Origin of the sequence: Tateyamaria algicola (assembly GCF_047715485.1) — a bacterium.
In the GTDB taxonomy this organism is placed as follows: Bacteria; Pseudomonadota; Alphaproteobacteria; order Rhodobacterales; family Rhodobacteraceae; genus Tateyamaria.
Genome location: NZ_CP180422.1, coordinates 3,868,796 through 3,892,077 on the forward strand (window position 1 = coordinate 3,868,796; position 23,282 = coordinate 3,892,077).

The following is a 23,282-nucleotide window of genomic DNA, read 5'->3' on the forward strand; positions in this document are numbered from 1 at the left end:
AGAATATGAGAACAAAGAGGCAACTTAAGGAACGGAGACGCTGACATGACTACGCTGCGCCACATCAAACAGATTGCCAACCGCGCCGAAGCGACATTGCTTCAGGATGCGCTGGGGGCCGCCGCGTTGATGGTGATGCTGGTGGTGGGCTTGCACCTTCCGTCCTTGATCTGAGTTCTGCCTGCGACCTTGCGATGATCCCATCCCAGCGCCCGTCCCATTTGGCGCCCTCGTGACCGGCTCTGCCTGCCGCTTCACGCCCCCGTTTGCCGCGGGGTCCCGGATCTGTCCCACGCAAGAGACGCTTTCCTCGCGCCGCCATCCGCCCGGATGTGCGGCGCTTTTTTTGGGGGGCTGAGCAGGCGCTTAGAACGTATAGGCCAGCCTCAAACCACCCCAGTGCCGATCCCGCACCATGATCGGAGCTGACAAATCCTTCATCATCTTGAATGCGCCGCCGCCCATGTCCCTGCGATAGACCTGCAAGAGAAACGGCGCCGTGCTGCGTCCGGCCTTGAGGCCAACGCGATCATCGAAAATGCGCCTGTTGCGGCAATGCGCGGTGTTCCAGACGACGTCATCGCGGGGCGTTTGCGAAAACGTGCGGTTGTGGGTCGGGAGATATCCGTTCACGTCGACGGCCGCGCAGAATACGACTTTGGGGTCAAAGTCCAAGGCCGGTTCCTGTAGCGGCGGCAGAATCTGATCCAGTAGATCGACATAGGCGGTGCGCACCTGCTGCGGCACGGTGCCCGGGATCGGCACATATGTCTGATCGAACAGCCCCATTTCGCTGATCCGGCCCTCGCTGATTGCCTGATCCATGGCCGCGCCAATGGCAGCAGCGCGGTCACGCGCATAGGCGATGAAAGGCGCATCATCGGTCATGCCACCCAGGGCTGCGCTCGACTGCACAATGGTTTCGGACTGGTCGATCAGGCGCTGCACGCGGCCATGGGCCTGTTCAATGCCGGAAGTTGTCGTCGCGATGCTGCTCCCGATCCCGCGCAAGTCCGGCGCGAATGCCTCGATCACCGCGCGCACCTTGTCCGTCTGCGCCCCGATCCGTCCGGCCTGTTCCTTGGTGTCGCTGACGGATTGTTCCATGCGGGTCAGACTGCTGTCGGTGCCGTTGCTGTGTTCGATGAGCGTTGCAGCCGTCTGTGCAACGCCCTCGGCTTCAATGCGCAACTGGGCAATCCATTCGGTCAGTGTCTCGATATTGGTGGTGATCTGGGCCGCTGCGGCCTTCGTCTTTTGAGACAGCTCATTAATTGCTTCGGCCACAACGGCAAAACCGCGCCCCGCATCGCCCGCGCGCGCGGCCTCGATCTTGGCATTGATGGCCAGCGTGTTCACCTGCATCGAAATCGCGGCGATCTGCGCGTTGTTGGTCTTGACCGCTTTCAGTGTCTCGCCAACTGTCCCGCTGCGCTCTGACAGGTCCTGCACCCAGGCGGCGACGTCGCGCGATTGCGTGCCGAATGCGCGCATCAAATGGGCAGAGTGCTCTACATCCTCGGCCGTGCGCGCGACGCTTGTACCCAAATCGGTTGCCACGGATTGCACTGCCGAATTGGTCATCTCGATGTCATCTGCCCCCCGCTCCAACGCGGACAGGGCGGCGCGTTGTTCGCGGGCCTGCACCTCGACCAGGTCCAGAAACCCCGCAATGTCCACAATTTCATAGCCCAGCTCGGATGCTGCACGGGCCAGCGCGTTCAGTTGCGGCATCTCGGGAAAGTTCGGTTGTGCCGTCATCCGGACACCTTTGCAGCTACGGGGTCACAAACCCGTAGCCGTGAAACGTTCAAAATTGGCTAACTTTGACGTCTCAGGCGCAATCCGATTGCAGGGCCTGTTCCATCGCCTCTGCGGTCGCTTCAATGCTCAACAGGATCGACGCATGGCGGTTCTTGTAGTCGCGCGCCGGTTCCAGCACTTCGAACCCGTCAAAAGGGGCGGCGGGCACCGGGCCGCCTGATTTCAGCATCGCGCGCAAGGCGTCGCGGCCTGCGTGGATTTCGTCGAGCGTGCGCCCGATCATGGCGCCCCCAGTCACAGCCGCCGCCGCTTGACCCAGAGCGCAGGCCTTCACGTCTTGTCCAAATCCCACAACCTTGCCGTCCTTCACCTGCACATCGACCGTGACAGTCGAGCCACACAAGGGCGAGCGTTTCTTGACCGTTGCATCCGGAGCGTTCAGGCGCGTGTGATGCGGAATGTCGGCGGCCAGCGCCAGTATCCGGGTCGAGTAGAGTTTGATCAGGTCTGTGTCGGCGGGCATGGGCCCCTCCGGGTCTGGTGTCGCTGTGTCTGTTCCCCTACATAAGCGGCTCTGATCCAGATGCAAAAAGGTTTTGCCATGGCCACGACGTTCGACCCCGCCAGCTTGCAGTTTGATGCAAAGGGGCTGGTGCCCGCGATTGCGCAGGATGCCGGTACGGGTGAGGTGCTGATGATGGCCTGGATGAATGCCGAGGCCGTCGCGCGCACCCTTGAAACGGGCCGTGTGACCTATTGGTCGCGCTCGCGCCAGTCCTTCTGGGTCAAGGGTGAGACGTCGGGCCATGTGCAGGAGCTCGTGTCGTTGCGCGTTGATTGTGATCGGGACTGCTTGTTGATGCAGGTGCGCCAGACCGGGCCAGCGTGTCACACCGGGCGGCGCACCTGTTTTTACACGGACGTGACCGAGGGGACCGAGGTCGAGATCATGGAACCGATGACCTAGGCAGGCTTCACCGGCAAGCCGACCATGGCCCGAATGTCATCGGGGCTTGCCCCGTCGCCCCGATACTTCGAGATCGCGCGCGCATCGTCACGTTTGGCAAGGCGCTTGCCCGTGTCGTCCCGGATCAGGCGGTGGTGATGATAGATGGGGGTGGGCAGGCCCAGCAGGTGTTGCAGGATCACGTGGATGTCGGTGGCGTCGGACAGGTCTTTGCCCCGTACCACGTCGGTGATGTGCTGTGCGGCATCGTCCACCACCACGGACAGATGATAGGACGTGCCCATGTCTCGCCGGGCAAGGACCACATCACCGATATGGGTGATGGCGGTCTGCGGTTGCACGATGCGGATGCGCGGTTGGTCGGCATTATCCCTGAATGTCATGTCCTTGTGGGTCGTATCCAAGGCCGCCGACATGTCCAGGCGCAGCGCCGCGCCACGGGGCCGCGGGCCGATGCGCGGGTGTTTTCTGCGGCACGTGCCGGGATAGACCAACCCATCCGGGCCGATCAGCGGTGCGCCTTCCTGCGGGGCGGTGGCGGCGGCCTCGATATCGCGCCGGTTGCAGTCGCATCTGTAGAGCAGCCCGCGGGCCCAAAGGGTGTCGAGGGCGGCATCATAGGCCGCAAGGTTGTCCGATTGCCGCAACACCGGTTCGGGCCATGTCAGGCCCAGCCAGTGCAGATCGTCATAGATCTGCTGCTCCCATTCAGCGCGTGCGCGGGATTGATCGATATCCTCGATCCGCAGCAGGAACACGCCATCGACCGCCATCGCGAGGTCATACGCAAGCATGGCAGAGAAAGCGTGCCCAAGGTGTAGCGGACCGGTCGGGGACGGAGCAAATCGTGTTGTGAATGTCACGCTTTTTCAAGCATATATACGGTGGACTTCAAGTCGATTCCGGGCAGGTGGGCCCCGTGTTCCTTGAACAGAAGGCGCGCAGCGCCGCAATCCGTCCATTCGGCAACGCCGCCTTCGTTCCTGGGGTCCTCCAGCGCGTGATCATTGAAGGAAAACACCAGTTTGCCATTGCGTGGCAGCGCACGCATCAGGGTGTGCAAGACAGAAATCGGTGCCGCACCGGCCCCGATGACCCCGATGGCGGACATCGCTGTATAGTCGCTGCGGGGCAAGGGCGCACCTGCCTCGATCTGATCCAGATGGCGGTAGACGGATTTCGAACGCGCGCCCTCCAGCATCTCGGAAGACAGATCAACGCCGTCGATCGTGTCAAACCCGGCAAGTTTAAGGGCCAAACCGGACAGGCCGGTACCACAGCCAAAGTCGAGGATGGGGGCCGACATATCGCTGGTCTGGGATTTCAGCGCCTCTGCGCAGCGGGCCGGGGTCGCATAGCCGTTCTCGCCAACTTCGGCCTCGTAGCTCGCGGCCCAATCGTCATAAAGCGCGCGGGTCGAGGCCGCGTCGCGCGCCTTGTAGGCCTTGTCGAGGAATTTCGTCATATCAACAGTCTAGCCGGGCGGGGTCGTATGCGTCCAGTGCGTTGCATCCCTGGGCTTTGGAACGAATGTGCTCAGGCGGCCACGGCTTGCGGTGCCAGCCAAGCGGTCCAATCCGCCTTGGCGCGGTCGGTATAGGCTTTGTAGCGGTCCTTGCGACCGCGGCGCCCGCCCTTCAGCCCTTCGACAGGAGGGAAGAGGCCAAAGTTCACGTTCATCGGCTGAAACGTCTTGGCCTCGGCCCCGCCGGTGATGTGGGTGATGAGGGCGCCCATGGCAGTCGTGGGCGGCGGCGTGTCGAGGTGCCCGCCCAGGATTTCGCTTGCCGCCATACGGCCCGAGAGCAGGCCCATGGCAGCGGACTCCACATAGCCCTCGACCCCGGTGATCTGTCCGGCAAAGCGGATATTGGGGCGCGATTTCAACCGCATGTCCGCTGTCAGCAATGTCGGTGAATTCAGAAACGTATTGCGGTGGATGCCGCCAAGGCGGGCAAAGGTGGCATTCTCCAGCCCTGGAATACGTTTGAAAACATCTGTTTGCGCACCATACTTCATCTTGGTCTGGAAGCCGACGATGTTGTAGAGCGTGCCCAGCGTGTTGTCGCGGCGCAGCTGCACCACGGCGTAGGGTTTGACGTCTGGCTGGTGCGGATTGGTCAGGCCCACAGGCTTCATCGGGCCAAAGCGCAAGGTCTCGCGCCCGCGCTCGGCCATCACCTCGATGGGCAGGCAACCGTCAAAGTACCCGGCTGTTTCGCCCTCGTGAAACTCGGTCTTGTCGGCGGCCAGCAGCGCGTCGATGAACCCCTCGTATTGGTCGCGGTCCATGGGGCAGTTGAGGTAGGCGGTGCGCTCTTCCTCGGTCTCGCCCTTGTCATAGCGCGACTGCATCCAGGCCTTGGACATGTCGATGCTGTCGAAATAGACAATCGGCGCGATGGCGTCGAAAAAGGCGAGCGCCTCGGCCCCGGTTTCGGCAGCAATGGCCTGGCCCAGGGCAGAGGATGTCAGCGGGCCCGTGGCAAAGATCCAATGACCATCATCGGGCAGGGCGGTGATTTCGCCATATTCCACGCTGATATTCGGGTGCGCCATCAGCGCGTCGGTCACGGATTGCGCGAAGGGGTCGCGGTCGACGGCCAGCGCGCCACCAGCGGGCAGGCGGTGCTTGTCTGCCGTCTGCATGATCAGCCCGTTGGCTGCGCGCATCTCCCAATGCAGCAATCCGACGGCATTCTGTTCACTGTCATCGGACCGGAACGAATTTGAACACACCATTTCACCCAGCAGCCCGGTCTGATGTGCAAAGGTGCCGACATGGGGCCGCATTTCATGGATGACGACGTTCACGCCCATGTTGGCCGCCTGCCAGGCCGCTTCCGATCCGGCCATGCCGCCGCCAACGATATGTAATGTCTGTGCCATGGCGGGGATGTAGGGCAATCCCCCCTCTGCGCAATCTGTCGCAAAGCGTTTGCGCGATTGATCCCTGTCAATCGACCGGCCAGCGCGCGCGTTTAACTGCGCACAGGATCACAACCGGAGAAGACCATGACCATTGCCAGACTATCGGCCATATTCCTCGCCCTGCTTGTCCTGCAAGGATGCGACAACCCCGAACAATATCCCATTTCAGGCGAGGCGTGCGCGCCCGATGATCCTGTGCAGGAACTGAGCATCGAAAACTGCCTGCCGCCGGTTTGACAGGCCATAGCGACGCCGATCATCAAAGCTCTGCGGATTTGGGGGAGTTTTGGGGTCGCCGCTGCGGGAATGGTCGGTCAGTGAGAGGCTGACCTGGAGGGACCTTCCGCCGGCGGCGACCCAAAAGTGTCACGGTGTTCGTTAACCGTGTCCTATTTGTGCCTCATTTGCGCCCAAATTGCCAGACGTGATTTGGAAATAGTCCGGTCGCGATTTGGAAACAACCACAGGTCGTCTTCACTCCGACCCCATATGCCCGCCTATTGCGGCCAGTCCGGTGTGCGCTTGTCGATAAAGGCTGAAATGCCTTCTTCTGTGTCTGATCTGAGCATATTCTTGACCATGACCTCGCCTGTGTAGGCATAAGCGTCGGCCACCGGCATCTGCAACTGTGCGTAAAATGCCTCTTTCCCAATTTTGACGGCGCTTCCCAGCTTGGCCGCGAGGCGGTCGGCAAGGGCCGCGGTTTCCGTCTCCAGCGCATCTGGCGCCACAGTATGGTTAATCAGGCCAAGGGCGGCAGCGCGCTCTGCCTCGATGAAGTCGCCTGTTGTCAGCATCTCGAACGCCTGCTTGCGCGGGATGTTGCGGCTGAGGGCCACCATCGGAGTCGAGCAGAACAGACCGATGTTGACGCCGTTCACGCCGAACCGCGTGCCTTGTGCCGCAACTGCCAGATCGCAGGTGGCCACCAACTGACACCCCGCGGCCGTCGCAATGCCGTGGACTTGCGCGATCACCGGCTGGGGCAGGGACTGCACCCGCGCCATCATCGCCGCGCAGCGGTCAAACAGGTCCTTGAAATAGGCGGCGCCGCCATCCTCGGCCTGCCGACCGGCGGTCATCTGCTTGAGGTCATGGCCCGCACAAAACGCCTTGCCCGCGCCCGAGATCACCACGGCGCGCACCGTGTTGTCCTCGGCAATCTCGTCCAGCGCGCCGTGCAATGCGGCGATCATCTCGTCCGACAGCGCATTCAGCCGCTCGGGCGCGTTCATTTGCAGATGCGTCACCGCACCCGTCACCTTACGTTCCAGAATTGCCATCTTGCCCTCCGCCTCGATTGCGGCAAACCCTAGGGTATTGAAGGGGAGAGGAAAAGTATGGGCGTGGTGATGAACGCGGCAGAGATGAATGCGTTTCTGCAAAAGGTCTTTCTGGAAGTCGCAGGCGAGTTGCACGTCGAAGAGGTCAGCGAGACCGGCGTGGTCCTGCGCCTCTTGGTACAAGATCGCCATTTGCGCCCGGGGGGTACAATCTCGGGGCCGGCCATGTTCGGGCTGGCGGATGTCACGGCCTACATGGTTACGCTTGCCCGGATTGGCCCACGCGCTCTGGCGGTGACGACGAACTGTTCGATTGATTTCATGCGCAAGCCTGCCGCCGGGGTCGACCTGATCGCACATGGACGGATGTTGAAGCTGGGCAAGCAATTGTCGGTGTCAGATGTGCTGATCTACTCCGAAGGCATGGATCAGCCCGTCGCGCGGGCCAGTCTGACCTACGCCATCCCACCCCAAGGGGTTGATCTGGAATGAAAAGGCGGCCGGGACGAACCCGGCCGCAAGGGAAGAGGTCTGGCGGGTGCCACGGGGATGTCACGCCCGCCAGAACACGCGCCGGGCCTCGAAATCGGCGTCGGCGGGTGTCAGACCCACATCGCGCAGCTGGTGGGCGCTGAGCTGTTTCAGCGCGAGCCGTGAGCGGCGGCGTGTGGCCCATTTCGACAGCACCACCGCGATGCGCACAGCCAGGACCGACGCCGCTGGCATGCGGGTTTGCGCCGTGAGATAGGCGAGGTTCTGTTCTGCGGACTGCGTATGGTGTGTCATGGGAATCTCCTATAATTGTATTGACACAATATGACTCATTTGCCATGAAGTAACGGTACAATGGGTGTGCGTACTAATCCATGGAAACATTGTAATGAATACAATTTGGCAGCCTGATCTGCTCAATGCCCCGGGGCCCAAGTACAAGGCCGTCATGCAGGCCATTCGCGATGGCATCGCTGCGCACAACCTGCAGCCCGGGGAAAAGCTGCCGCCCGTGCGTGATCTTGCGTGGAAGTTGGGGATTACCCCGGGCACCGTGGCGCGTGCCTATACCATCCTGACAGATGACGGCACGCTCAGCGCGGTGGTGGGGCGTGGCACCTTTGTTTCGCATCCCGACGATCACGGACCCCTCTCGGGCGACATGCCGATCGAAGTCGATTCCGCCCCGCACAATGTCGAAGTGCACGCGTACCAGGTGAACCTGTTCTCGCCCCATTTGCCAAATCTCGGTCAGGCAGAGCTGGTGCGCAGGATTCTGGCAGACGTTGCGCAGGATCCCCCTCCGGCGTCATGCACTACCCGTCTCGCACAGGTGGGCGCGCCGCGCGCGAAGCGGCAGCGGGGTGGTTGTCATCCGTTTCGTTGGGCGTGATCAGGGCAGAAGACGTTGTGCTGGGGCACGGCGGCCAGAATGCCATCATGCTGATCTTTCAGACCCTGTTGCGGGGGCGTCGCCCTGCCGTTCTGGTCGAGGAACTGGCCTATCCCGGCTTTCGACGGGCCGCAGAACTGTTGCGCACCGATGTGATTCCGGTGGCCATGGACGAACATGGGGTCATCCCCGAGGCACTGGAGGCAGCGGCCAAGGCCCATGATGCGCAGATTTTCTGCACGTCCCCCGAAGTGCACAATCCCACCTGCGGCTTTACCGGGCTTGAGCGGCGCAAAGCGCTTGCAGAGACAGCCCGGCGTCTGGATCTGCAAATCCTTGAGGATGATTGTTACCGTCTTGGCGCGGCGCAGGCGCCAAGCTACCGGATGCTAGCGCCAGAGCGATGTTGGTATGTCTCATCCATTTCGAAATCCATCACACCCGCCTTGCGCATTGGAATCGCGATTGCGCCAAAGGGACAGACATCCGCGTTGCGGCGCACGGCGGAGTATTCCTTTTTCGGGCTCGCCACGCCGATGACAGATCTGTGCGCCAAACTGCTCAGCCACCCTGAACTGCCAAAGGTCACCTCGGCCGCGCGCAATCGCATCACGGAGTACGTGGAACGCGCCGTCAACATCCTTGGCGGTTATGACATTGCGTGGCGCAAGGATGTGCCCTTTCTCTGGCTGCGCTTGCCCAATGGGTGGCGGGCCGGGGCGTTCTGTCAGGCGGCAGAGGCGCAGGGCGTGCGCATTCGCGCGGCCGAGGAATACGCCTGTCGCGATGCCCGCGTGCCCCATGCGGTGCGCTTTGCAGTGAATGCCGGGATTGGCCTGTCGAGTTTTGAAAACGCGATCCTGCGCTTGCGCGACCTGCTCGACAATCCGCCTGAATCCATCGGCGTCTAAAGCAGCCCGCTCGCGCCCCAAATCAGACCCAACCCAACGGAAATGGCCGACAGCAGTGCGGCATAGCCCGCCAGCTTCCACGCTGAAAACGGGCGTTCCCCAAAGGTGCGGCCCTGCATGCCGCACACCACGACTTTCATCGCTTGGTCCTTGTAGCGATAGTGCAGTATCCAGACTGGCAGCAGAATGCGGCGGTAATGGATGCCGGTCGTGTCGGTGTGGTAGCCGATATTGTGCACGCCCTGTTTGCCGATGTGCCGCTTGATCCGGTTGCGCATCAGCAGCGCCTTGTCATCCTCGTTGGCGCTCAGCCCTTCCGGCACCGTCTGGTGGTGCTGTTCGGCGGCGAAACCGGCCAGATACGCGGCGCTGTAGGGGCGCAAACGCGCCGGGTAGAAATCATGCAGGATGCCGTCGCGGATCAGTGGGGTCACGTGGGGCGAGGCGGGGACCAGCAGGTCGTCGAACTGGATGTTCATGCTGCCCTTCACCTTCTTGGTATAGCTGCGCTTGTTTCGGCGCACGGTGTACATGGCCCAGTAATCCACCGCCTCTTGGCTGTCGAAGGTCCAGAACGGGACGTAGATGCCTGCCACGCGGCCCTGAGCGACGACGGCCTTGAGATCATTGGGGGCCGCAAGCCGCTTCTTGACCCAATCCTGGGCGAATACCTGTGCGTCGCGCTCGGGCACCCGGAACGGGATCAGAGCCATGGGGGCGTAACCGCGATCCGCGCGCTTGAGCACAACGGGGCCGTCGCAATAGGAACAGGCCGTGCTGAGTGACCGGGCAACAAAGGTGACGGTGCCGCCGCAGGTCTGGCAGGATTCCACCTGTCCTTCAAAGACGGTCGGGGCCTCAAGGGCCGGGGCGTCGGGGTCGAACGGAAACTCCCGTGACGCCTCATCATCGTTGTCCGAAGCGATCCGGTGCACGTTACCGCAACTGCTGCACGCCAGTGCCTGTTGCGCAGGATCATAAAGGCATTGCCCCGCACAGGTCTCGCATTGCAGCTCTGACTGGATGGCGACCGTCTCGCTCAACTGTCGGACTCCATAATGGCGATCGCGATCTCAAGCAGCACCCGCAGGCGCAGCCACGACCTGTCAATCGCGCCCGCAAGATCACCCGTTGCGCCCCAGTCGCCGATGATGGTGGCCATGAACCACGTGGTCATCAGCCAGAATGCGATGATCGACCAGCCCCCGATGCTGCGCAGCCACCCGGTCGAGCCGCGTTTCAGCTCGTGTTTGGCCTCGTAGACCGCGATCAGCTTGCGTACCGATGACATGCCCGCAGCGGTGGCACAGGCAAGCAGTGCAAATGTGGCCAGGATCGGCCCTGCGAGAAAGAAATCCATGAACCCGGTGTCGTCCGTGCCTGTCTGTTTGCCCCGATCTCACATCTGTTCGAGGGCAGGGGGTTTTGCAAGCATGGAATTCCTTGCCTGAGTTGGGGTATTATGATACCTTAATTTTAAGCTATTGAAATACAATAATTTAAACAGGTTTCGCGCCATTGACGCGCATTTGTACCCGCCCTATAACCGCGCAATCCGAAATTCGAGCCCCCCAAGGGATGCGACACATGAAAACCTTTACCGCAACACCTGCGGACATCGAGAAAAAATGGATCATCATCGACGCCGAAGGCGTGGTGCTGGGCCGTCTCGCCTCGATCGTCGCCATGCGCCTGCGTGGCAAGCACAAGCCGTCCTTCACGCCCCACATGGACTGTGGTGACAACGTGATCATCATCAACGCCGAGAAAGTGCAACTGACGGGCAACAAGCGTCAAGAGCACCACTATTGGCACACCGGCCACCCCGGCGGGATCAAGAGCCGCACCAAAGAGCAGATGCTTGAGGGCAAATACCCCGAGCGCGTCGTGACCCTCGCGGTCAAGCGCATGCTACCCGGCAACCGCCTGAGCCGTCAGATCATGACAAACCTGCGCGTTTATGCAGGTGCCGAACACCCCCACGAGGCCCAAAGCCCCGAAGTTCTGGATGTTGCATCCATGAACTCCAAAAACACGCGGAGCGCATGAGCATGTCCGACGAAATCAACACACTCGAAGACCTGCAAGCCGTGGCCGGCGACGCCGCCCCCGAAGCAGTTGAAGTTGTTCACCGCGAGCCCGTTCGTGATGAGCTTGGTCGCGCCTATGCCACCGGCAAGCGTAAGGATGCGGTTGCCCGCGTCTGGATCAAGCCCGGTTCCGGCAAGGTCACCGTGAATGGCAAAGAGATGAACGTCTACTTCGCCCGTCCCGTGCTGCAGATGATCCTCGCACAGCCCTTCACCGTTGCCGGTGTCGAAGGCCAGTTCGATGTGGTTGCAACCGTCAAGGGCGGTGGCCTCTCTGGTCAGGCCGGTGCGGTCAAGCACGGCGTGTCCAAGGCGCTGCAACTCTACGATCCCTCCTTGCGTGGCGCTTTGAAAGCCGCAGGCTTCCTGACCCGCGACAGCCGTGTGGTCGAGCGTAAGAAATACGGTAAGGCCAAGGCCCGTAAGAGCTTCCAGTTCTCCAAGCGTTAAGACTTGGGTTTATCCAACTGCAAAGGCCGCCCTGTCCGGGGCGGCCTTTTTTCGTTTTGGGCGTGCATATCCCACTTGCGAAGTGTTTGCAGAGCGCGCGGGTCATGTCGGTTTGTTCAAAGCACCATACGTGTGTGACCGACAGCACAGCCCACCCCGTCGATTGACGGTTCCGTACGGGCAAAACAGTGTACAAACCGCATAAAACACAGCAGTCTTGTCCGTGCTCCGGTCAGCAATGCGCCGGTGCACATGTAAGGACAGTCACTTGAAGAAACTCGCAAAACGCCTTTGGTCCAAACCCGAAAAGGGTGGAGCATCGCAAGACCTCTCCGAAGGGGGCCATTCCATCGACCAATACGCCTTTGAAGGGCCTGATATCCGGCAGGACATCATGGAGCGGTACGGGTTCGACGGTGACATTCTGGAGATTTATGCCGAAGGCGCAGAGCAACTGGTGCACAAGTGGCATCATTATCTGCCCATCTACGATCGCTATTTTGGCCCGTGGCGTGGCAAGCCGTTGCGGTTTCTCGAGATCGGAGTGTCCAAGGGCGGATCGTTGGCCATGTGGCGCAAGTATTTCGGGCCGGATGCCACGATTTTCGGGATCGATATCGATCCGACCTGCGCGGCCTATGACGGCATTCATGGACAGGTGCGCATCGGATCGCAGGATGACCCGGCCTTTCTGAACCGTGTGATCGCAGAGATGGGCGGCGTGGACATCGTGTTGGATGATGGCAGCCACATCATGCAACACATCAAGGCGTCACTGGACGTGCTGTTGCCGCAGGTCAGCGCCGGTGGCCTTTACATGATCGAAGATCTGCACACCGCATATTGGCCGTCCTGGGAAGGGGGCGTTGCGGCGAAGGCTAATTTTTTCAACCATATCAGAGATATGGTAGACGACATGCATCGCTGGTATCACAGCGCGGAACCCCACCATCCTCAGTTGGTCGAGCATTTCACCTCGATCCACATCCATGATTCGATCTGCGTGCTGGAACGCAATCAACCGCAGCGGCCTACGCATTCAAAGACGCAGCGCGTCTAAGGGTGGCGGCCAGCCGGACTTACTTGTCCGCCGGGATCAGTCCAAGGCCGCGCAAATAAATCCCGATACCGCTTTCCAGCAAATCCTCGGGCGGGAAGGGCGAGGCGCGCCCAGGTGAATTGCGCGCGAACAATTCGACCACGCCGTGGCTCATCGCCCAGATATGGGCCGAAAACATGGAGGCAGGCGGGCGTTTGTCTGCGGGAATGTGCTGGCTCAGGTCACCGGCCGCCTTTTCCAGAACTTCGTTGGCGCGCTGTGCCACATCTGCCAATTCCGGTGTGCGATTGACCGAGATACCGCTTTCGAACATCGCGATGTAGTGGCCGGGAAACCGGCGCGCAAAGGCCAGATAGGCGCGTCCTGTCGCCTCGAACGCGGCCAGGGCAGAGGGTTGGCCGGACTGGTAGGCGTGTTCCATCAGGTCGGCAAAGATGCCGTAACCTTGCTTGGCGCATTCCGCGATCAGGTCCTCGCGCCCCTCATAGTGGCGATAGACAGCCGCCGGGGTCACGCCCGCGTGCTTGGCCGCTTCGGACAGGGTGAAACCCGTCGGGCCCTTGTCCTTGATCAGCACAAGGGCTGCATCAATCAGGGCTTGGCGCAAGTTACCATGGTGGTAGCCGCGTTTAGGCATCCCAGATATCCGGTCCGCCACAGATGCTTTTGTCAATCCTACCAATGGCTTGTGGATCTTTGTTCGCGTAATCCAACCCGTGCAGGACGGTGCGGATCGCATTCAGGCGCGCGCGTTTCTTGTCATCCGAACGCACGATGGTCCAGGGCGCATGCGCGCTGTGCGAACGTTCAAGGGTCTCGCGGATCGCATCGGTGTAGCCATCCCATTTGGCAAGGCCTTTGACGTCGATCCAGCTCAGCTTCCATTGCTTCAACGGGTCCTGCTCGCGCGCGATGATCCGGCGCAACTGCTCGGCGCGGCAGACGTTCAGCCAGAACTTGAAAACGTGAATGCCGTCATTGACCAACATTTCTTCGAACGGATTGACCTGCTTGAAAAAATGCTCGCGCTCGTGGGGTTCGCAAAAGCCGAACACATGCTCGACAACACCGCGATTGTACCAGCTGCGATCAAAGAGGGCGATTTCTCCACCGGTCGGCAAGCGCCTGATATAGCGCTGAAAATACCATTCGGATGCTTCCGAATCGGTCGGTTTGGACAGGGCGACGACCTTGGCGCCACGTGGGTTCAGATGTTCGGTGAACCGCTTGATCGTGCCGCCCTTGCCGGCGGCATCGCGTCCTTCGAACACGCAGGCGATGCGCGCGCCCGTGTCGGTGGCCCAGGCCTGCATCTTCACCAACTCGATCTGCAGCGCCTCCATTTCCTTGTCGTAGGCCTTGCGCTTCATGCGCTCGGCATGCGGATAGGTCGGCGCCAGGATGTCACCCTTTTCCGCTGCGCGGATCTTGTCACGAATGTCATTTGGCGCACCGGATTCGTAGAATTCGGTGATCGCGCCGTCAAAGGGAAGGCTCATGGGCTACGCCTCAAGTTACTGCTCTTAACATCCAATATGGGGGAGAGGGGCGTCTAACGCAAACCCGCACGCGCCGCGACCCGGTCAATCGCCGCAATTACAGCCTCGGGGTTGGTGTGCTGTGGCATGTGGCCAACACCTTTGAGGACAGTCACATTGGCCCCCTCGATCTGACCCGGCAGTTTGGCGGAATGCACCTCAAGCGGGACAATGGTGTCGGCATCGCCGTGCACCACCTCGACGGGCACCGTGATGGAACCGTATTGCGCCGACATTTCAACCACATGCGGCCGCGACCAGTTCACCTGCCGCGCATTGGCGCGCATGGAATCGCGGCGCAGGGACAGGGCAGGGCCGACATGTTTCAAATAGCCTTCGGGGGCGGCCTGCGGCTCAAAAATGCTGGCCAGCGTATCGTCGAGGTATGACTGCGGCACAAAGGCGGACAGCACCGGCACCACAAGCGCGCCGCCGGGGGCAGAGCCGTTGACCGTGTAGGTCCAGCCCAACTCGCCCGGCCATGGGTTGGCAACGCCCGCCACCGACACGATGCCCGCGATGTCGTCAAATTCGAGCGCCCAGGCAAGGGTCACGATCCCGCCAAAGGAGTGGCCCAGCACGATGGGGCGCTCGACACCCAACTGATCCGCAGCCGCCTTGAGCAGACGCGCCTGTTCGCGCGGGCTGGCATGCCCTGTTGACCAGGCGCGTTTGTGATCGGGTGAAATCTGTTCAGTCCAACCCAGGCCGGGACGGTCCAGCAAGGTGATGCGATAACGATCCTTGATCATGTCGGCAAAGGCAAAGGTGAAGTCGCGCGTGTTTCCTGAGGCACCGTGCAGCAGGACAAGGTCGGGCCCGCTGCCCATCTGCACCGCGTGCACGCGCACGCCGTTCACCTCGATGATCTGCCCGGCAGGCCCGTGGGTGCGTGCGGCATCGCGTTCGCGTTTCAGGGCAAACAGCTGCACCACCGCAAACCCCAGGACGATCACGCCCAGCACAAACAAAACTCCTGTTTTCATCGCCTTACCCCCGCAGATCAGTGCGATCCTGCCCGATCCGTTCCATATCGTATGGGGTAGTGAGATAAATCTCGCTCAGCCAATTGCCATAAAGAAGATGCGCGTGGCTGCGCCAGCGGTTCGTGGGGGTTTGCGAGGGGTCGTTTTCGGGGAAGTACCCGACAGGCAGGGCGATCTCGGCCCCTTCGACCTGCACACTGGCAAGGTCACGTTCGTATTCCTGTTTGAGCGTGTCACTGTCGTATTCAAGGTGATTGAGGATGTAGAGCGCGCGGTGCTCGGGATCCTCGATCAGACAGGGCCCGGTCACGTTGCTGCCAAGGAGGATCGGCAGGCCCGCCGCCTCGACTTCGGGCGCGCGCACCTCTGTCCAGCGGCTGACGGGCACAACGCAGTCATCCGAGAAGCCCCGCAGATAGGGCGAGGATGGTGCGAGGTTGGTGTGCCGATACGTGCCAAACAGTTTGGACCCCAACAGATGCTTGGGCACCTTGTGGAAGTGATGCAGCATCGCCATCCCGCCCCAGCACACGCCAAAGGTGGAATGCACATTGGTCTGGGTCCACGCCATGACCTCTTCGAGTTCGGCCCAGTAATCGACATCCTCATATTCAAGATGTTCGATCGGGGCACCCGTGATGATGAGGCCGTCGAACTTCTGGTCCTTCACCTCCTGAAAGGGGCGATAGAAGCTTTCCATATGCGCGGCGGCCGTGTTCTTGGCCTCGTGATCGGACATGCGCACAAGCGTCAACTCGATCTGCAGGGGCGTGGCCCCGATCAGACGGGCAAACTGCGTCTCTGTCTGGATCTTCTTGGGCATCAGGTTCAGTAGCGCGATTTTCAGCGGGCGGATATCCTGATGGGCCGCCAGCTCTTCGTCCATCACCATCACGCCCTCGTTCGTCAGAACGGAGTAGGCGGGCAGGGTGGAGGGGAGCTTGATCGGCATTTCGTCTTTCCTGACAGGGGGTTGGCCAAGGGGCTGGTTAGGTTCTTTGCATATTTGAAGAACAATGAAGGGCGTAGATAGCCCCGCTAGGTGCGGCGCTCAAGGGCGGTGGCGACAAGGTCGTTGAAATCCGCTTCACCTTTGAGCGAGGCGACCTCGTCGGCGGTCACCGTGACACCCCAGCGCGCCATGGACTCATAGCGGGGCTGGCGGTGCGCGAGGGCGCGGGCATAGGTCCAGCGCACGAAGGTGTCGGGGTTCACCTTGTCCTCGGCCAGACCGGTTTCGGACAGGTAGGCCTGCCAACACGTCAGCAGGAATTCAGGCTGGTAGGCCATCGGCTTGGGCGCCTTGTCAAAGCGGGCGATCAGCGCCTGCGTGTGCGCCTCATCCCCCTTGATCCAGATCGGCAGGCAGGTCGCACTGAGCGTTGTCATCAGCGGGTCGTCGTCATTGGCCGGATCGACCCATTCGCAGATCGACCCGCCGGTGTCGCAGATGAAATGCGGATAGCCATAGAGCGTCTGCGCGCGTTCGGCGAAATGCAGCGTGTCGTTCAGCGCCGAGAGTTCCGAGCGGCGGAACTGTTCCTGGCGGCGGCGATATTCGGCGATGGGCAGCCCGCCCATGGCCGGATCGCCCGGTTTGCCCAGATAGGTCGACACGGGGCTCAGATTGTCAAAGGTGATGTTCGAGCCGATGTAGATGCTGTCGCTCAGCAGCAGCTCGCGCAGGAACGGTACTTTCATCGCCTCCGCCTTGGCGTTGTCGGCGATCAGCTCGCCCATATAGCGCGTGCCGATGCGGTAATCGATCGAGTAGTGGAACCAGTTGCCGCTGGCGCGCACGGTCGCGGACATATGCGTCTTGCCAAGGCCCGACATCCCGTAAACCAACACGCGTTTCTGCGTGGCGGTGCGCCAGTGGTCCGCATCGCGGTAAAGCATCTTGATCTGTCCCCGTGCCCGATATTGCAGGCTGTCCTAGCCGTGGGGAAGGGTCTGGTCAACGCCGCGCCGCCTGATCCGTGTCCAGATGCGACCGTCAAGGATGATGAGGCCAAGCGCCAGCAACGCAAAGCCTGCAAGGGCATTGGGGCTCAACGCTTCGCCCCGGACCACGGCGCCCAGCGTGATGGCAACGGGCGCGACCAGCAGCGTGACCAGCATCAGGTTGCCGGACCCGGCCATGGCCAGAACGCGGTAGTAAAGCAGGTAGGCCCCGGCGGTGGCGACCACGGCATAATAGGCGATGGCAAGCAGGGTGTCGGTTTGCAGCGCCAGCGTGATTGGCCCCTCAACCATCCACGCCAGCGGCAGGGTGATCAGGGTCGATCCGGTCAGCATGCCCGCCGCCGCCACCTGCGCGGGCAGTCCGCCCAGGAACCGACGCGCCCAGACACCGGCCAGCGCATAGCTGATCGTGCCTGCGATGATGGCAAGCTGCGCAAGACTGCGCAGATCAAAGTTGCGGAAATTGTCGAGGCCAATGGCTGTGGCCACCCCGAAAAAGCCCAAGGCCACACCAAGCCCCTTGCGTGCGGTCATACGTTCATCTGCAAAGAACAGCGCGGCGGCAATGACCCCGAAAATGGCCGTCGCCGCATTGAGGATCGAGGTAAGGCCCGTTTCGATGTAAAGCTGCCCCCAGGCCATCAACCCGAACGGGATCACGTTGTTGAGCAGGCCCATCACCAGAAAACCGAGCCAGATGCGGGGATCGCGCGGGATGGGCAGGCGCATCGCCAGTACCACGCCCCACAGAACCAGCATGGCCCAACCGGTGCGGTGCGCAACCGAGGTGAGGGGGTCAATCTCGTCCAGCGCAATGCGGATCGACAGGAACGACCCGCCCCAGATCACCGCCAGCAGGATCAGTTCGGCCCAGGCCCGGCCCGTCAGTGTCTTTTGCAATGTCATGCGCCATCAATGGCAGAGCTGCGCGCGCGCCGACACCCGTTTCCTGCGCAAAGAAAAACCCCGCCCGAAAGGGGCGGGGTTCCAAAACTCATTTCTCTGATGGCTCAGAAGGTGAAGTCGACCTTGAACCCAACCGCCAGCGAGGAGTTGTCGGTGAAGGAGGCTACCGGCTGACCACCCACTTCGGGGCGCGCATCGCCGAGCCACGAGTAGTTGATGCCACCCGAGACAACCATGTTGTCCTTGGTATAGCGGCCACCCAGCGAGATACCGAACAGACCATCGGTTGGCCCCAGCGGCGAGACGAGATCGTCGTCGCCTTCGGGCTCATAGGACAGGGTCAGGGACCCGGAGAACGCATCGCTGAACCGGCGACCCACACCCAGCGTGTAGCGGTGGCCGTCGTCGAGGTTCACAAGGTCAGAGCCAAGCCCGACAGGGATCAGATCAACCGATTCAAACTCGGTCCAGCGGTAGCTGGCCAGCAACAGCGTGTCCTTGGCGATACCGGTCTGGAAGTCGATGTTGAAGGCTTCGGGCGTGACGTAGTCGACTGTGCCGAACACGGTGTTGCCAAGAATTTGTTCGGTCGTGTTGGCCGTGTATTCGATCTCGGAGTGATATGTGACGGCAAGACGCAGGGCGATATCCGGAATTTCGTAAGCCGCACCGATCAGCCAGCCATATTCAGTCTGGCTGTCCTGGCTGTAGGAATAGCCGTTGTCGGCATCGAAAGCACTTTGAAGGCCCACGACTTGACCGCCAAGTGCGGCTGTGGTGCCTGCACCATATGTCGTCTCGATGGCTGTCACCGCTGCGACGTTACCAGTCAGGGCTGCACCCAGTGTTGCCGAGGACAATTCAGGTACGCCTGCGGGCAAGCCTGCGTTAAATCCGCGTGTGACGCCTGCCACCGGGATCGCGTTGCGGTACGCTTGGCCGTTCAGGTTCACGCTTGCGCGCACGGTTTGTGCCTGAAGGCCGCCGAAGACGCTGAAGCGCGGTGTGAACTGGTACTTGCCGACGATCTTGTAGGCTTCGCTCGACAGGTCGGCAGCGGTGCCGCCCAGCGTGCTTGTGGCTGGATCGTCGTTGTAAAAGACATCCGCGCCATAGGGCTGGTCGGTGATGAACGCGAGCGTGAAGTTGTCGCTGACCTGCTTGGTAAAGCTCAGCGATGTCTGCTCGTAGCTGCGGCCGACATCATAGCTGCCGCCAAGCGCGTCGGTGCCGGTGACGCTGGGGCTGACATGGGCAAAGCTCAGGCTTGCTGTGTTGTCGTCAGCAAAGATGGCAGAGACGCCCTGGAACGAGCGGTCAAGCCCGGCAGCGTAAGCGGATGTGGTCGACAGCAACACCGCTGTCGCCGCGAGAACGCGGGTTTTCATGGTACTTCCTCCCAAAAGCGCGCTTAACATAACGTTGAGTGGGTGCGCGTTGGGCAGTAATAAGCGATTTTCAAGGGTGCTGCGTCAATAATGACCCTAGGGCAGTACAGCCCATATGACGGAGCGTCATATTTTTGTGACTTTCGGGTCACAGCGCTTTGGAACCCCGTGTCTCAACCCAGATGTTGATGTAATTGCCTGTGAAAATGACCAGAGCGCCGACAAATACCCAGATATCAATCACTTCTCCGTATACGAGCATGCCGATGACGGCGATGGTCGGCAGCCGGATGAAATCGATGGGCACCACGACTGTGGCGGGGGCAATCGACAGGGCATTCGTCAGGCAATAATGCGCCAACAGGCCCGCACAGCCGATCAGGAACACCCAAGGGCCGGTCTGGGCGTCGGGCAAGGCGATGTCTCCGTCATAGCCTGCCATAACGACCCCCATCACCAATTGCATCGCGGTGAGCCAGAAGAGGATGGATGTGATCCCTTCGTGTCGCGTCAGCCGTTTGGTTAACATGATCGTCAGCGCAAAGAAGATGGCCGAGGAGGCGGCGGTGATGACGCCCGCATTGATTCCTTCCATGTCCGGGCGCGCTACGATCAGGATGCCGACAAAACCCATGATGGCCGCCAGCGCGCGCACCGGCGTCAGCCGTTCCCCCAGGATCAGGGGGCTGAGGACGATGACCCAGATGGGCGAGGTGAATTCCAGTGCAAAGACCTGGGCAAGCGGGATGACCGTGACGGCGTAGAACCAGAGGTTCTGGCCGGTGAAATGGGCGACGTTGCGCAACAGGTGTGTCTTGATCCGCGCGGTTTGAACGCTGCGCCACGTGCCCGTCATGGCCATGAGCACGCAGACGACAACCACACCAACCACGCTGCGATACATCATGATCTCGAACGTATCGAGGCTGTGCGACACCTCGCGCCCGGCCACGGCCATGACAGAGAAAGACGCGATAGATCCGCTCATCCAGAGCGCGGCCTTGAGGACCGGGCTCACGGCATGCCCGTCACAGTATAGTCGCGCGCAATGCCGCGGGTCTGCTGCGCCCAAGGTGATGCGCCAGCGCGCGCCTGATGCGACTCGAATGCAGCGGGGTCCGTGAACTCTTCGGCCACGGCCCAGATCAGTGGATCGTCGGTGGGCGTCACCTCGAATGAGATACAGCCCGGTTCCGCACGCGTCAGTGCGATATGCTCGGGCAATGCGGCGACGACGCGCTCCGCCTCGTCGGGGGTTGCACAGCGCAGGGTGCCTGTCAGCGTTACCGTCATGTCCGTATCACTCCGTGGCTGTCAAAGAACTGGTCGAGCGGTATGGCCCCGTTGAAGTAGTCGATCAACATGCGGCCCAATATGCCGCGCTCCTTCAAGGCCAGCGCCACGTTGTGGGTCTCGCCCAGCAACTCGTGCACTTCGACCGTGTCGCTGCGATGGGCATTGAAGAACTGCGTGTGCAGTTGTTCCTTGGGGTGGTCGCCGCAGATGACGGCGTAGTGACAGTCATCGGCGAAAGCCTCTGACAGGTCGGGGTAGTGGAAATGGGCGATGTGCCGGGTGAACTCGGCCCAGCGGGTTTCGTCCGGGACAATGTCGGGGCTGACGGACCATTGCGGGGAAAAGGCGAGCACACGGCGCGCGCCGATCAGGCGCGACATGAGGATGGCCAGAAAACCGCCCATAGAGTTGCCGATGGCAAAGACGGTTTTGCCGCATGTCGCCTCGGCAATGGTGCTCACCATCTGGTCGATGTCGATCCCGTTGCCCCAGGTCCGCTTCTTGTCCGTCACCCACAACACCTTGCCCAAAGAGCAGAGGCTGAGAAACTCGGGCCTTTGCACGGCCAGCCCGCCCAGCGAATGGCCAATGCCGGTAAAGGCCACCAGCGCGTAATCCCCAGCGGCTTCGACCATCTGGATGCGCATGCTGTCATCATCCATCAACTGGATCATGGGCCGTTTCATGGTCAGGCACTTGCTGTGGGTGTCGGGATGCGGATCGCTTGTGCCCCGTTGGTATCCATCCTCACTCCCATTCGATGGTGCCCGGAGGTTTGGAGGTGATGTCGTAGGTGACACGGTTGATGCCTGGCACCTCGTTGATGATGCGCGTGGCTGTCTCGCCCAGGAAATCATGGGTGAACGGGTAATAGTCCGCCGTCATGCCATCCACAGACGTCACGGCGCGCAGGGCGCAGGCGTAGTCATAGGTGCGTCCGTCGCCCATCACGCCAACCGTGCGCACCGGCAGGATCGCCACAAAGGCTTGCCAGATGTCATCATAAAGCCCGTGTTTGCGGATCTGGTCGATATAGACGGCGTCGGCCTCGCGCAAAATCTCCAGCTTGGGGCGCGTGATCTCGCCCGGGCACCGGATGGCTAGGCCGGGGCCGGGGAAGGGGTGGCGACCAATGAAGGATGTGGGCAGGCCAAGTTCGCGACCCAATGCGCGTACTTCGTCCTTGAACAACTCGCGCAGGGGTTCGACCAGCTTGAGGCCCATCTTTTCCGGCAGGCCGCCGACATTGTGGTGCGATTTGATGGTGACCGAAGGCCCGCCGCTGAACGACACCGATTCGATGACGTCGGGGTAAAGCGTGCCCTGGGCCAGAAACTCTGCCCCCTCGACCTGATCGGCGTATTTCTGGAACACGTCGATGAAGAGGCGGCCAATGATCTTGCGCTTGGTCTCGGGGTCGGCAACGCCGTCAAGCTCGCCCAGGAACAGATCGCTTTCATCCGCGTGGATCAGCTTGAGGTTATAGTTGTCGCGGAACATGCCCACGACTTCCTCGGCCTCGTTCTTGCGCAGCAAGCCGTGATCGACAAAGACGCACGTCAGGTTCTCGCCAATCGCCTCATGGATCAGGATCGCAGCGACCGAGCTGTCGACACCGCCGGACAGGGCACAGATCACCTTTTTGTCGCCCACCTGATCGCGGATATTGGCGATCATCTCTTCGCGGTAGGCGCCCATGGTCCAGTCGCCTTTGAACCCGGCCAGCTTGATGAAATTCTCGTACAGTTTCGCGCCCTTGGGGGTGTGGTGCACTTCGGGGTGGAACTGGACGGCGTAGAAATTGCGGGACGTGTCGGCCGTAACGGCAAAGGGTGCATTGGGGGAGGTTCCGAAAACCTCGAAACCCGGTGCGAGTTTGGAGACGTGATCGCCGTGGCTCATCCAGACCTGCTCATCCCCGGCCTCGAACCAGCCATCGAGCAATGCGAGGTTCGCCTTTGGCGTGACAAAGGCGCGCCCGAACTCGGCTGTGCCGCCACCGCCGGAAATCTTGCCGCCTTCGACCAGACCGCCCAGTTGCTGCATCATCACCTGCTGGCCATAGCAGATGCCCAGCACGGGTAGGCCCATCTCGAACAACCCTTCGGGCGCACGGGGCGAGCCGGGGCGCACAACACTGTCAGGCCCGCCCGACAGGATCACGGCCCGGGGTGCCATCTGCGTCACGAATTCCGGCGTGACATTCTGATAAGGGTGGATTTCGCAGTAGACGTTCAGCTCGCGCAGGCGGCGCGCGATCAGCTGCGTCACCTGGCTGCCAAAGTCGATGATCAAGAGGCGGTCATGGGTCTGGTCTGTCATAGGTGTGCAATAGGCGGCACCTGTGCCGGTGGCAAGCGCAG

27 protein-coding genes and 1 pseudogene are annotated in these 23,282 nt (G+C 61.3%); 8 read left to right on the forward strand and 20 right to left on the reverse strand.

What is annotated here, in order from left to right:
• Positions 1-45 precede the first annotated feature (45 nt).
• Positions 46-174 carry a hypothetical protein gene (locus ACMHLQ_RS21560; protein WP_415402720.1) on the forward strand — a complete coding sequence of 43 codons (129 nt, stop codon included), beginning with the start codon at positions 46-48 and terminating at the stop codon, positions 172-174.
• Positions 175-366: 192 nt separating this feature from the next.
• Here ACMHLQ_RS21560 and ACMHLQ_RS21565 read toward each other — a convergent pair whose 3' ends face one another.
• Both ACMHLQ_RS21565 and ACMHLQ_RS21570 read right to left on the reverse strand, forming a co-directional pair.
• Positions 367-1,761, reverse strand: coding sequence for a methyl-accepting chemotaxis protein (locus ACMHLQ_RS21565; protein WP_415402721.1), 1,395 nt, complete (start codon positions 1,759-1,761; stop codon positions 367-369).
• A gap of 73 nt (positions 1,762-1,834) precedes the next feature.
• Positions 1,835-2,287 carry an iron-sulfur cluster assembly scaffold protein gene (locus tag ACMHLQ_RS21570; protein WP_415402722.1) on the reverse strand — a complete coding sequence of 151 codons (453 nt, stop codon included), beginning with the start codon at positions 2,285-2,287 and terminating at the stop codon, positions 1,835-1,837.
• A 78-nt stretch (positions 2,288-2,365) separates the two neighbouring features.
• On the opposite strand from ACMHLQ_RS21570, the gene hisI reads away from it, so the two are divergent.
• Complete coding sequence (gene hisI / locus ACMHLQ_RS21575; RefSeq protein ID WP_415402723.1) at positions 2,366-2,731, forward strand: phosphoribosyl-AMP cyclohydrolase; 366 nt, start codon at positions 2,366-2,368, stop codon at positions 2,729-2,731.
• Here hisI and gluQRS read toward each other — a convergent pair.
• The 3 genes from gluQRS to trmFO all read right to left on the reverse strand — a co-directional run bounded on the left by gluQRS (position 2,728) and on the right by trmFO (position 5,620).
• The gene (gene gluQRS / locus ACMHLQ_RS21580; protein WP_415402724.1) at positions 2,728-3,594 is read right to left on the reverse strand and encodes a tRNA glutamyl-Q(34) synthetase GluQRS; all 867 of its coding nucleotides are present in this window, start codon (positions 3,592-3,594) and stop codon (positions 2,728-2,730) included. The two genes, hisI and gluQRS, sit on opposite strands and share 4 nt — an antisense overlap.
• The gene (locus ACMHLQ_RS21585) at positions 3,591-4,196 is read right to left on the reverse strand and encodes a class I SAM-dependent DNA methyltransferase (protein ID WP_415402725.1); all 606 of its coding nucleotides are present in this window, start codon (positions 4,194-4,196) and stop codon (positions 3,591-3,593) included. The genes gluQRS and ACMHLQ_RS21585 overlap by 4 nt, the downstream gene beginning before the upstream one ends.
• Positions 4,197-4,267: 71 nt before the next feature.
• A complete protein-coding gene (gene trmFO, locus ACMHLQ_RS21590) occupies positions 4,268-5,620 on the reverse strand; it encodes a methylenetetrahydrofolate--tRNA-(uracil(54)-C(5))-methyltransferase (FADH(2)-oxidizing) TrmFO (RefSeq protein WP_415402726.1) in 1,353 nt (450 codons plus the stop codon).
• 126 nt (positions 5,621-5,746) lie between these two features.
• Between trmFO and ACMHLQ_RS21595 the strand changes: the two genes are divergently transcribed.
• Entirely contained in the window at positions 5,747-5,899 is a 153-nt protein-coding gene (locus ACMHLQ_RS21595; protein WP_415402727.1) for a hypothetical protein, read from the forward strand.
• Between the two features lie 260 nt (positions 5,900-6,159).
• Here ACMHLQ_RS21595 and ACMHLQ_RS21600 read toward each other — a convergent pair whose 3' ends face one another.
• A complete protein-coding gene (locus ACMHLQ_RS21600; protein ID WP_415402728.1) occupies positions 6,160-6,945 on the reverse strand; it encodes an enoyl-CoA hydratase in 786 nt (261 codons plus the stop codon).
• A 57-nt stretch (positions 6,946-7,002) separates the two neighbouring features.
• On the opposite strand from ACMHLQ_RS21600, the gene ACMHLQ_RS21605 reads away from it, so the two are divergent.
• On the forward strand, positions 7,003-7,437 hold the full coding sequence (locus tag ACMHLQ_RS21605) for a PaaI family thioesterase (RefSeq protein WP_415402729.1): 435 nt from the start codon (positions 7,003-7,005) through the stop codon (positions 7,435-7,437).
• A 60-nt stretch (positions 7,438-7,497) separates the two neighbouring features.
• On the opposite strand, the gene ACMHLQ_RS21610 is transcribed toward ACMHLQ_RS21605, so the two are convergent.
• Positions 7,498-7,731: a DUF1127 domain-containing protein gene (locus ACMHLQ_RS21610; RefSeq protein WP_415402730.1), complete on the reverse strand. Its 234-nt coding sequence runs from the start codon at positions 7,729-7,731 to the stop codon at positions 7,498-7,500.
• A gap of 94 nt (positions 7,732-7,825) precedes the next feature.
• On the opposite strand from ACMHLQ_RS21610, the pseudogene ACMHLQ_RS21615 reads away from it, so the two are divergent.
• Positions 7,826-9,240, forward strand: a pseudogene (locus ACMHLQ_RS21615) (PLP-dependent aminotransferase family protein).
• Here ACMHLQ_RS21615 and ACMHLQ_RS21620 read toward each other — a convergent pair.
• Both ACMHLQ_RS21620 and ACMHLQ_RS21625 read right to left on the reverse strand, forming a co-directional pair.
• Positions 9,237-10,283 carry a hypothetical protein gene (locus ACMHLQ_RS21620; protein WP_415402731.1) on the reverse strand — a complete coding sequence of 349 codons (1,047 nt, stop codon included), beginning with the start codon at positions 10,281-10,283 and terminating at the stop codon, positions 9,237-9,239. The pseudogene ACMHLQ_RS21615 and the gene ACMHLQ_RS21620 sit on opposite strands and share 4 nt — an antisense overlap.
• Positions 10,280-10,600, reverse strand: a complete 321-nt coding sequence (locus tag ACMHLQ_RS21625) for a hypothetical protein (protein WP_415402732.1) — start codon at positions 10,598-10,600, stop codon at positions 10,280-10,282. The genes ACMHLQ_RS21620 and ACMHLQ_RS21625 overlap by 4 nt, the downstream gene beginning before the upstream one ends.
• A 227-nt stretch (positions 10,601-10,827) precedes the next feature.
• Between ACMHLQ_RS21625 and rplM the strand changes: the two genes are divergently transcribed.
• The 3 genes from rplM to ACMHLQ_RS21640 all read left to right on the forward strand — a co-directional run bounded on the left by rplM (position 10,828) and on the right by ACMHLQ_RS21640 (position 12,840).
• On the forward strand, positions 10,828-11,289 hold the full coding sequence (rplM, locus tag ACMHLQ_RS21630) for a 50S ribosomal protein L13 (RefSeq protein WP_415402733.1): 462 nt from the start codon (positions 10,828-10,830) through the stop codon (positions 11,287-11,289).
• 2 nt (positions 11,290-11,291) lie between these two features.
• A complete protein-coding gene (gene rpsI / locus ACMHLQ_RS21635) occupies positions 11,292-11,780 on the forward strand; it encodes a 30S ribosomal protein S9 (RefSeq protein WP_415402734.1) in 489 nt (162 codons plus the stop codon).
• 268 nt (positions 11,781-12,048) lie between these two features.
• Positions 12,049-12,840, forward strand: a complete 792-nt coding sequence (locus ACMHLQ_RS21640) for a class I SAM-dependent methyltransferase (protein ID WP_415402735.1) — start codon at positions 12,049-12,051, stop codon at positions 12,838-12,840.
• Between the two features lie 19 nt (positions 12,841-12,859).
• On the opposite strand, the gene ACMHLQ_RS21645 is transcribed toward ACMHLQ_RS21640, so the two are convergent.
• The 11 genes from ACMHLQ_RS21645 to guaA form a co-directional block, all read right to left on the reverse strand.
• On the reverse strand, positions 12,860-13,477 hold the full coding sequence (locus ACMHLQ_RS21645) for a TetR/AcrR family transcriptional regulator (RefSeq protein WP_415402736.1): 618 nt from the start codon (positions 13,475-13,477) through the stop codon (positions 12,860-12,862).
• Positions 13,470-14,339 carry a polyphosphate kinase 2 gene (gene ppk2, locus ACMHLQ_RS21650; RefSeq protein WP_415402737.1) on the reverse strand — a complete coding sequence of 290 codons (870 nt, stop codon included), beginning with the start codon at positions 14,337-14,339 and terminating at the stop codon, positions 13,470-13,472. The genes ACMHLQ_RS21645 and ppk2 overlap by 8 nt, the downstream gene beginning before the upstream one ends.
• Before the next feature lie 53 nt (positions 14,340-14,392).
• The gene (locus ACMHLQ_RS21655) at positions 14,393-15,364 is read right to left on the reverse strand and encodes an alpha/beta fold hydrolase (RefSeq protein WP_415402738.1); all 972 of its coding nucleotides are present in this window, start codon (positions 15,362-15,364) and stop codon (positions 14,393-14,395) included.
• 4 nt (positions 15,365-15,368) lie between these two features.
• Positions 15,369-16,316, reverse strand: a complete 948-nt coding sequence (locus ACMHLQ_RS21660; protein WP_415402739.1) for a homoserine O-succinyltransferase — start codon at positions 16,314-16,316, stop codon at positions 15,369-15,371.
• A gap of 86 nt (positions 16,317-16,402) precedes the next feature.
• A complete protein-coding gene (locus ACMHLQ_RS21665; protein WP_415402740.1) occupies positions 16,403-17,263 on the reverse strand; it encodes an ATPase in 861 nt (286 codons plus the stop codon).
• 36 nt (positions 17,264-17,299) lie between these two features.
• Positions 17,300-18,235, reverse strand: a complete 936-nt coding sequence (locus ACMHLQ_RS21670) for a DMT family transporter (protein ID WP_415402741.1) — start codon at positions 18,233-18,235, stop codon at positions 17,300-17,302.
• Between the two features lie 104 nt (positions 18,236-18,339).
• Positions 18,340-19,623, reverse strand: a complete 1,284-nt coding sequence (locus tag ACMHLQ_RS21675; RefSeq protein ID WP_415402742.1) for a hypothetical protein — start codon at positions 19,621-19,623, stop codon at positions 18,340-18,342.
• Between the two features lie 148 nt (positions 19,624-19,771).
• On the reverse strand, positions 19,772-20,611 hold the full coding sequence (locus ACMHLQ_RS21680) for a DMT family transporter (protein ID WP_415405331.1): 840 nt from the start codon (positions 20,609-20,611) through the stop codon (positions 19,772-19,774).
• Positions 20,612-20,637: 26 nt separating this feature from the next.
• Complete coding sequence (locus tag ACMHLQ_RS21685; RefSeq protein ID WP_415402743.1) at positions 20,638-20,916, reverse strand: putative quinol monooxygenase; 279 nt, start codon at positions 20,914-20,916, stop codon at positions 20,638-20,640.
• The gene (locus ACMHLQ_RS21690; protein ID WP_415402744.1) at positions 20,913-21,593 is read right to left on the reverse strand and encodes a hypothetical protein; all 681 of its coding nucleotides are present in this window, start codon (positions 21,591-21,593) and stop codon (positions 20,913-20,915) included. The genes ACMHLQ_RS21685 and ACMHLQ_RS21690 overlap by 4 nt, the downstream gene beginning before the upstream one ends.
• A 73-nt stretch (positions 21,594-21,666) precedes the next feature.
• Complete coding sequence (gene guaA / locus ACMHLQ_RS21695; protein WP_415402745.1) at positions 21,667-23,241, reverse strand: glutamine-hydrolyzing GMP synthase; 1,575 nt, start codon at positions 23,239-23,241, stop codon at positions 21,667-21,669.
• Positions 23,242-23,282 lie beyond the last annotated feature (41 nt).

Excerpts from the sequence above, each read along its gene's own strand:
- ACMHLQ_RS21560 (WP_415402720.1), top strand. The coding sequence starts at position 46 with ATGACTACGCTGCGCCACATCAAACAGATTGCCAACCGCGCCGAAGCG.
- ACMHLQ_RS21565 (WP_415402721.1), bottom strand. The coding sequence starts at position 1,761 with ATGACGGCACAACCGAACTTTCCCGAGATGCCGCAACTGAACGCGCTG.
- ACMHLQ_RS21570 (WP_415402722.1), bottom strand. The coding sequence starts at position 2,287 with ATGCCCGCCGACACAGACCTGATCAAACTCTACTCGACCCGGATACTG.
- hisI (WP_415402723.1), top strand. The coding sequence starts at position 2,366 with ATGGCCACGACGTTCGACCCCGCCAGCTTGCAGTTTGATGCAAAGGGG.
- ACMHLQ_RS21585 (WP_415402725.1), bottom strand. The coding sequence starts at position 4,196 with ATGACGAAATTCCTCGACAAGGCCTACAAGGCGCGCGACGCGGCCTCG.
- trmFO (WP_415402726.1), bottom strand. The coding sequence starts at position 5,620 with ATGGCACAGACATTACATATCGTTGGCGGCGGCATGGCCGGATCGGAA.
- ACMHLQ_RS21595 (WP_415402727.1), top strand. The coding sequence starts at position 5,747 with ATGACCATTGCCAGACTATCGGCCATATTCCTCGCCCTGCTTGTCCTG.
- ACMHLQ_RS21600 (WP_415402728.1), bottom strand. The coding sequence starts at position 6,945 with ATGGCAATTCTGGAACGTAAGGTGACGGGTGCGGTGACGCATCTGCAA.
- ACMHLQ_RS21605 (WP_415402729.1), top strand. The coding sequence starts at position 7,003 with ATGGGCGTGGTGATGAACGCGGCAGAGATGAATGCGTTTCTGCAAAAG.
- ACMHLQ_RS21610 (WP_415402730.1), bottom strand. The coding sequence starts at position 7,731 with ATGACACACCATACGCAGTCCGCAGAACAGAACCTCGCCTATCTCACG.
- ACMHLQ_RS21625 (WP_415402732.1), bottom strand. The coding sequence starts at position 10,600 with ATGGATTTCTTTCTCGCAGGGCCGATCCTGGCCACATTTGCACTGCTT.
- rplM (WP_415402733.1), top strand. The coding sequence starts at position 10,828 with ATGAAAACCTTTACCGCAACACCTGCGGACATCGAGAAAAAATGGATC.
- rpsI (WP_415402734.1), top strand. The coding sequence starts at position 11,292 with ATGTCCGACGAAATCAACACACTCGAAGACCTGCAAGCCGTGGCCGGC.
- ACMHLQ_RS21645 (WP_415402736.1), bottom strand. The coding sequence starts at position 13,477 with ATGCCTAAACGCGGCTACCACCATGGTAACTTGCGCCAAGCCCTGATT.
- ppk2 (WP_415402737.1), bottom strand. The coding sequence starts at position 14,339 with ATGAGCCTTCCCTTTGACGGCGCGATCACCGAATTCTACGAATCCGGT.
- ACMHLQ_RS21655 (WP_415402738.1), bottom strand. The coding sequence starts at position 15,364 with ATGAAAACAGGAGTTTTGTTTGTGCTGGGCGTGATCGTCCTGGGGTTT.
- ACMHLQ_RS21660 (WP_415402739.1), bottom strand. The coding sequence starts at position 16,316 with ATGCCGATCAAGCTCCCCTCCACCCTGCCCGCCTACTCCGTTCTGACG.
- ACMHLQ_RS21665 (WP_415402740.1), bottom strand. The coding sequence starts at position 17,263 with ATGCTTTACCGCGATGCGGACCACTGGCGCACCGCCACGCAGAAACGC.
- ACMHLQ_RS21670 (WP_415402741.1), bottom strand. The coding sequence starts at position 18,235 with ATGACATTGCAAAAGACACTGACGGGCCGGGCCTGGGCCGAACTGATC.
- ACMHLQ_RS21675 (WP_415402742.1), bottom strand. The coding sequence starts at position 19,623 with ATGAAAACCCGCGTTCTCGCGGCGACAGCGGTGTTGCTGTCGACCACA.
- ACMHLQ_RS21680 (WP_415405331.1), bottom strand. The coding sequence starts at position 20,611 with ATGAGCGGATCTATCGCGTCTTTCTCTGTCATGGCCGTGGCCGGGCGC.
- ACMHLQ_RS21685 (WP_415402743.1), bottom strand. The coding sequence starts at position 20,916 with ATGACGGTAACGCTGACAGGCACCCTGCGCTGTGCAACCCCCGACGAG.
- ACMHLQ_RS21690 (WP_415402744.1), bottom strand. The coding sequence starts at position 21,593 with ATGATCCAGTTGATGGATGATGACAGCATGCGCATCCAGATGGTCGAA.
- guaA (WP_415402745.1), bottom strand. The coding sequence starts at position 23,241 with ATGACAGACCAGACCCATGACCGCCTCTTGATCATCGACTTTGGCAGC.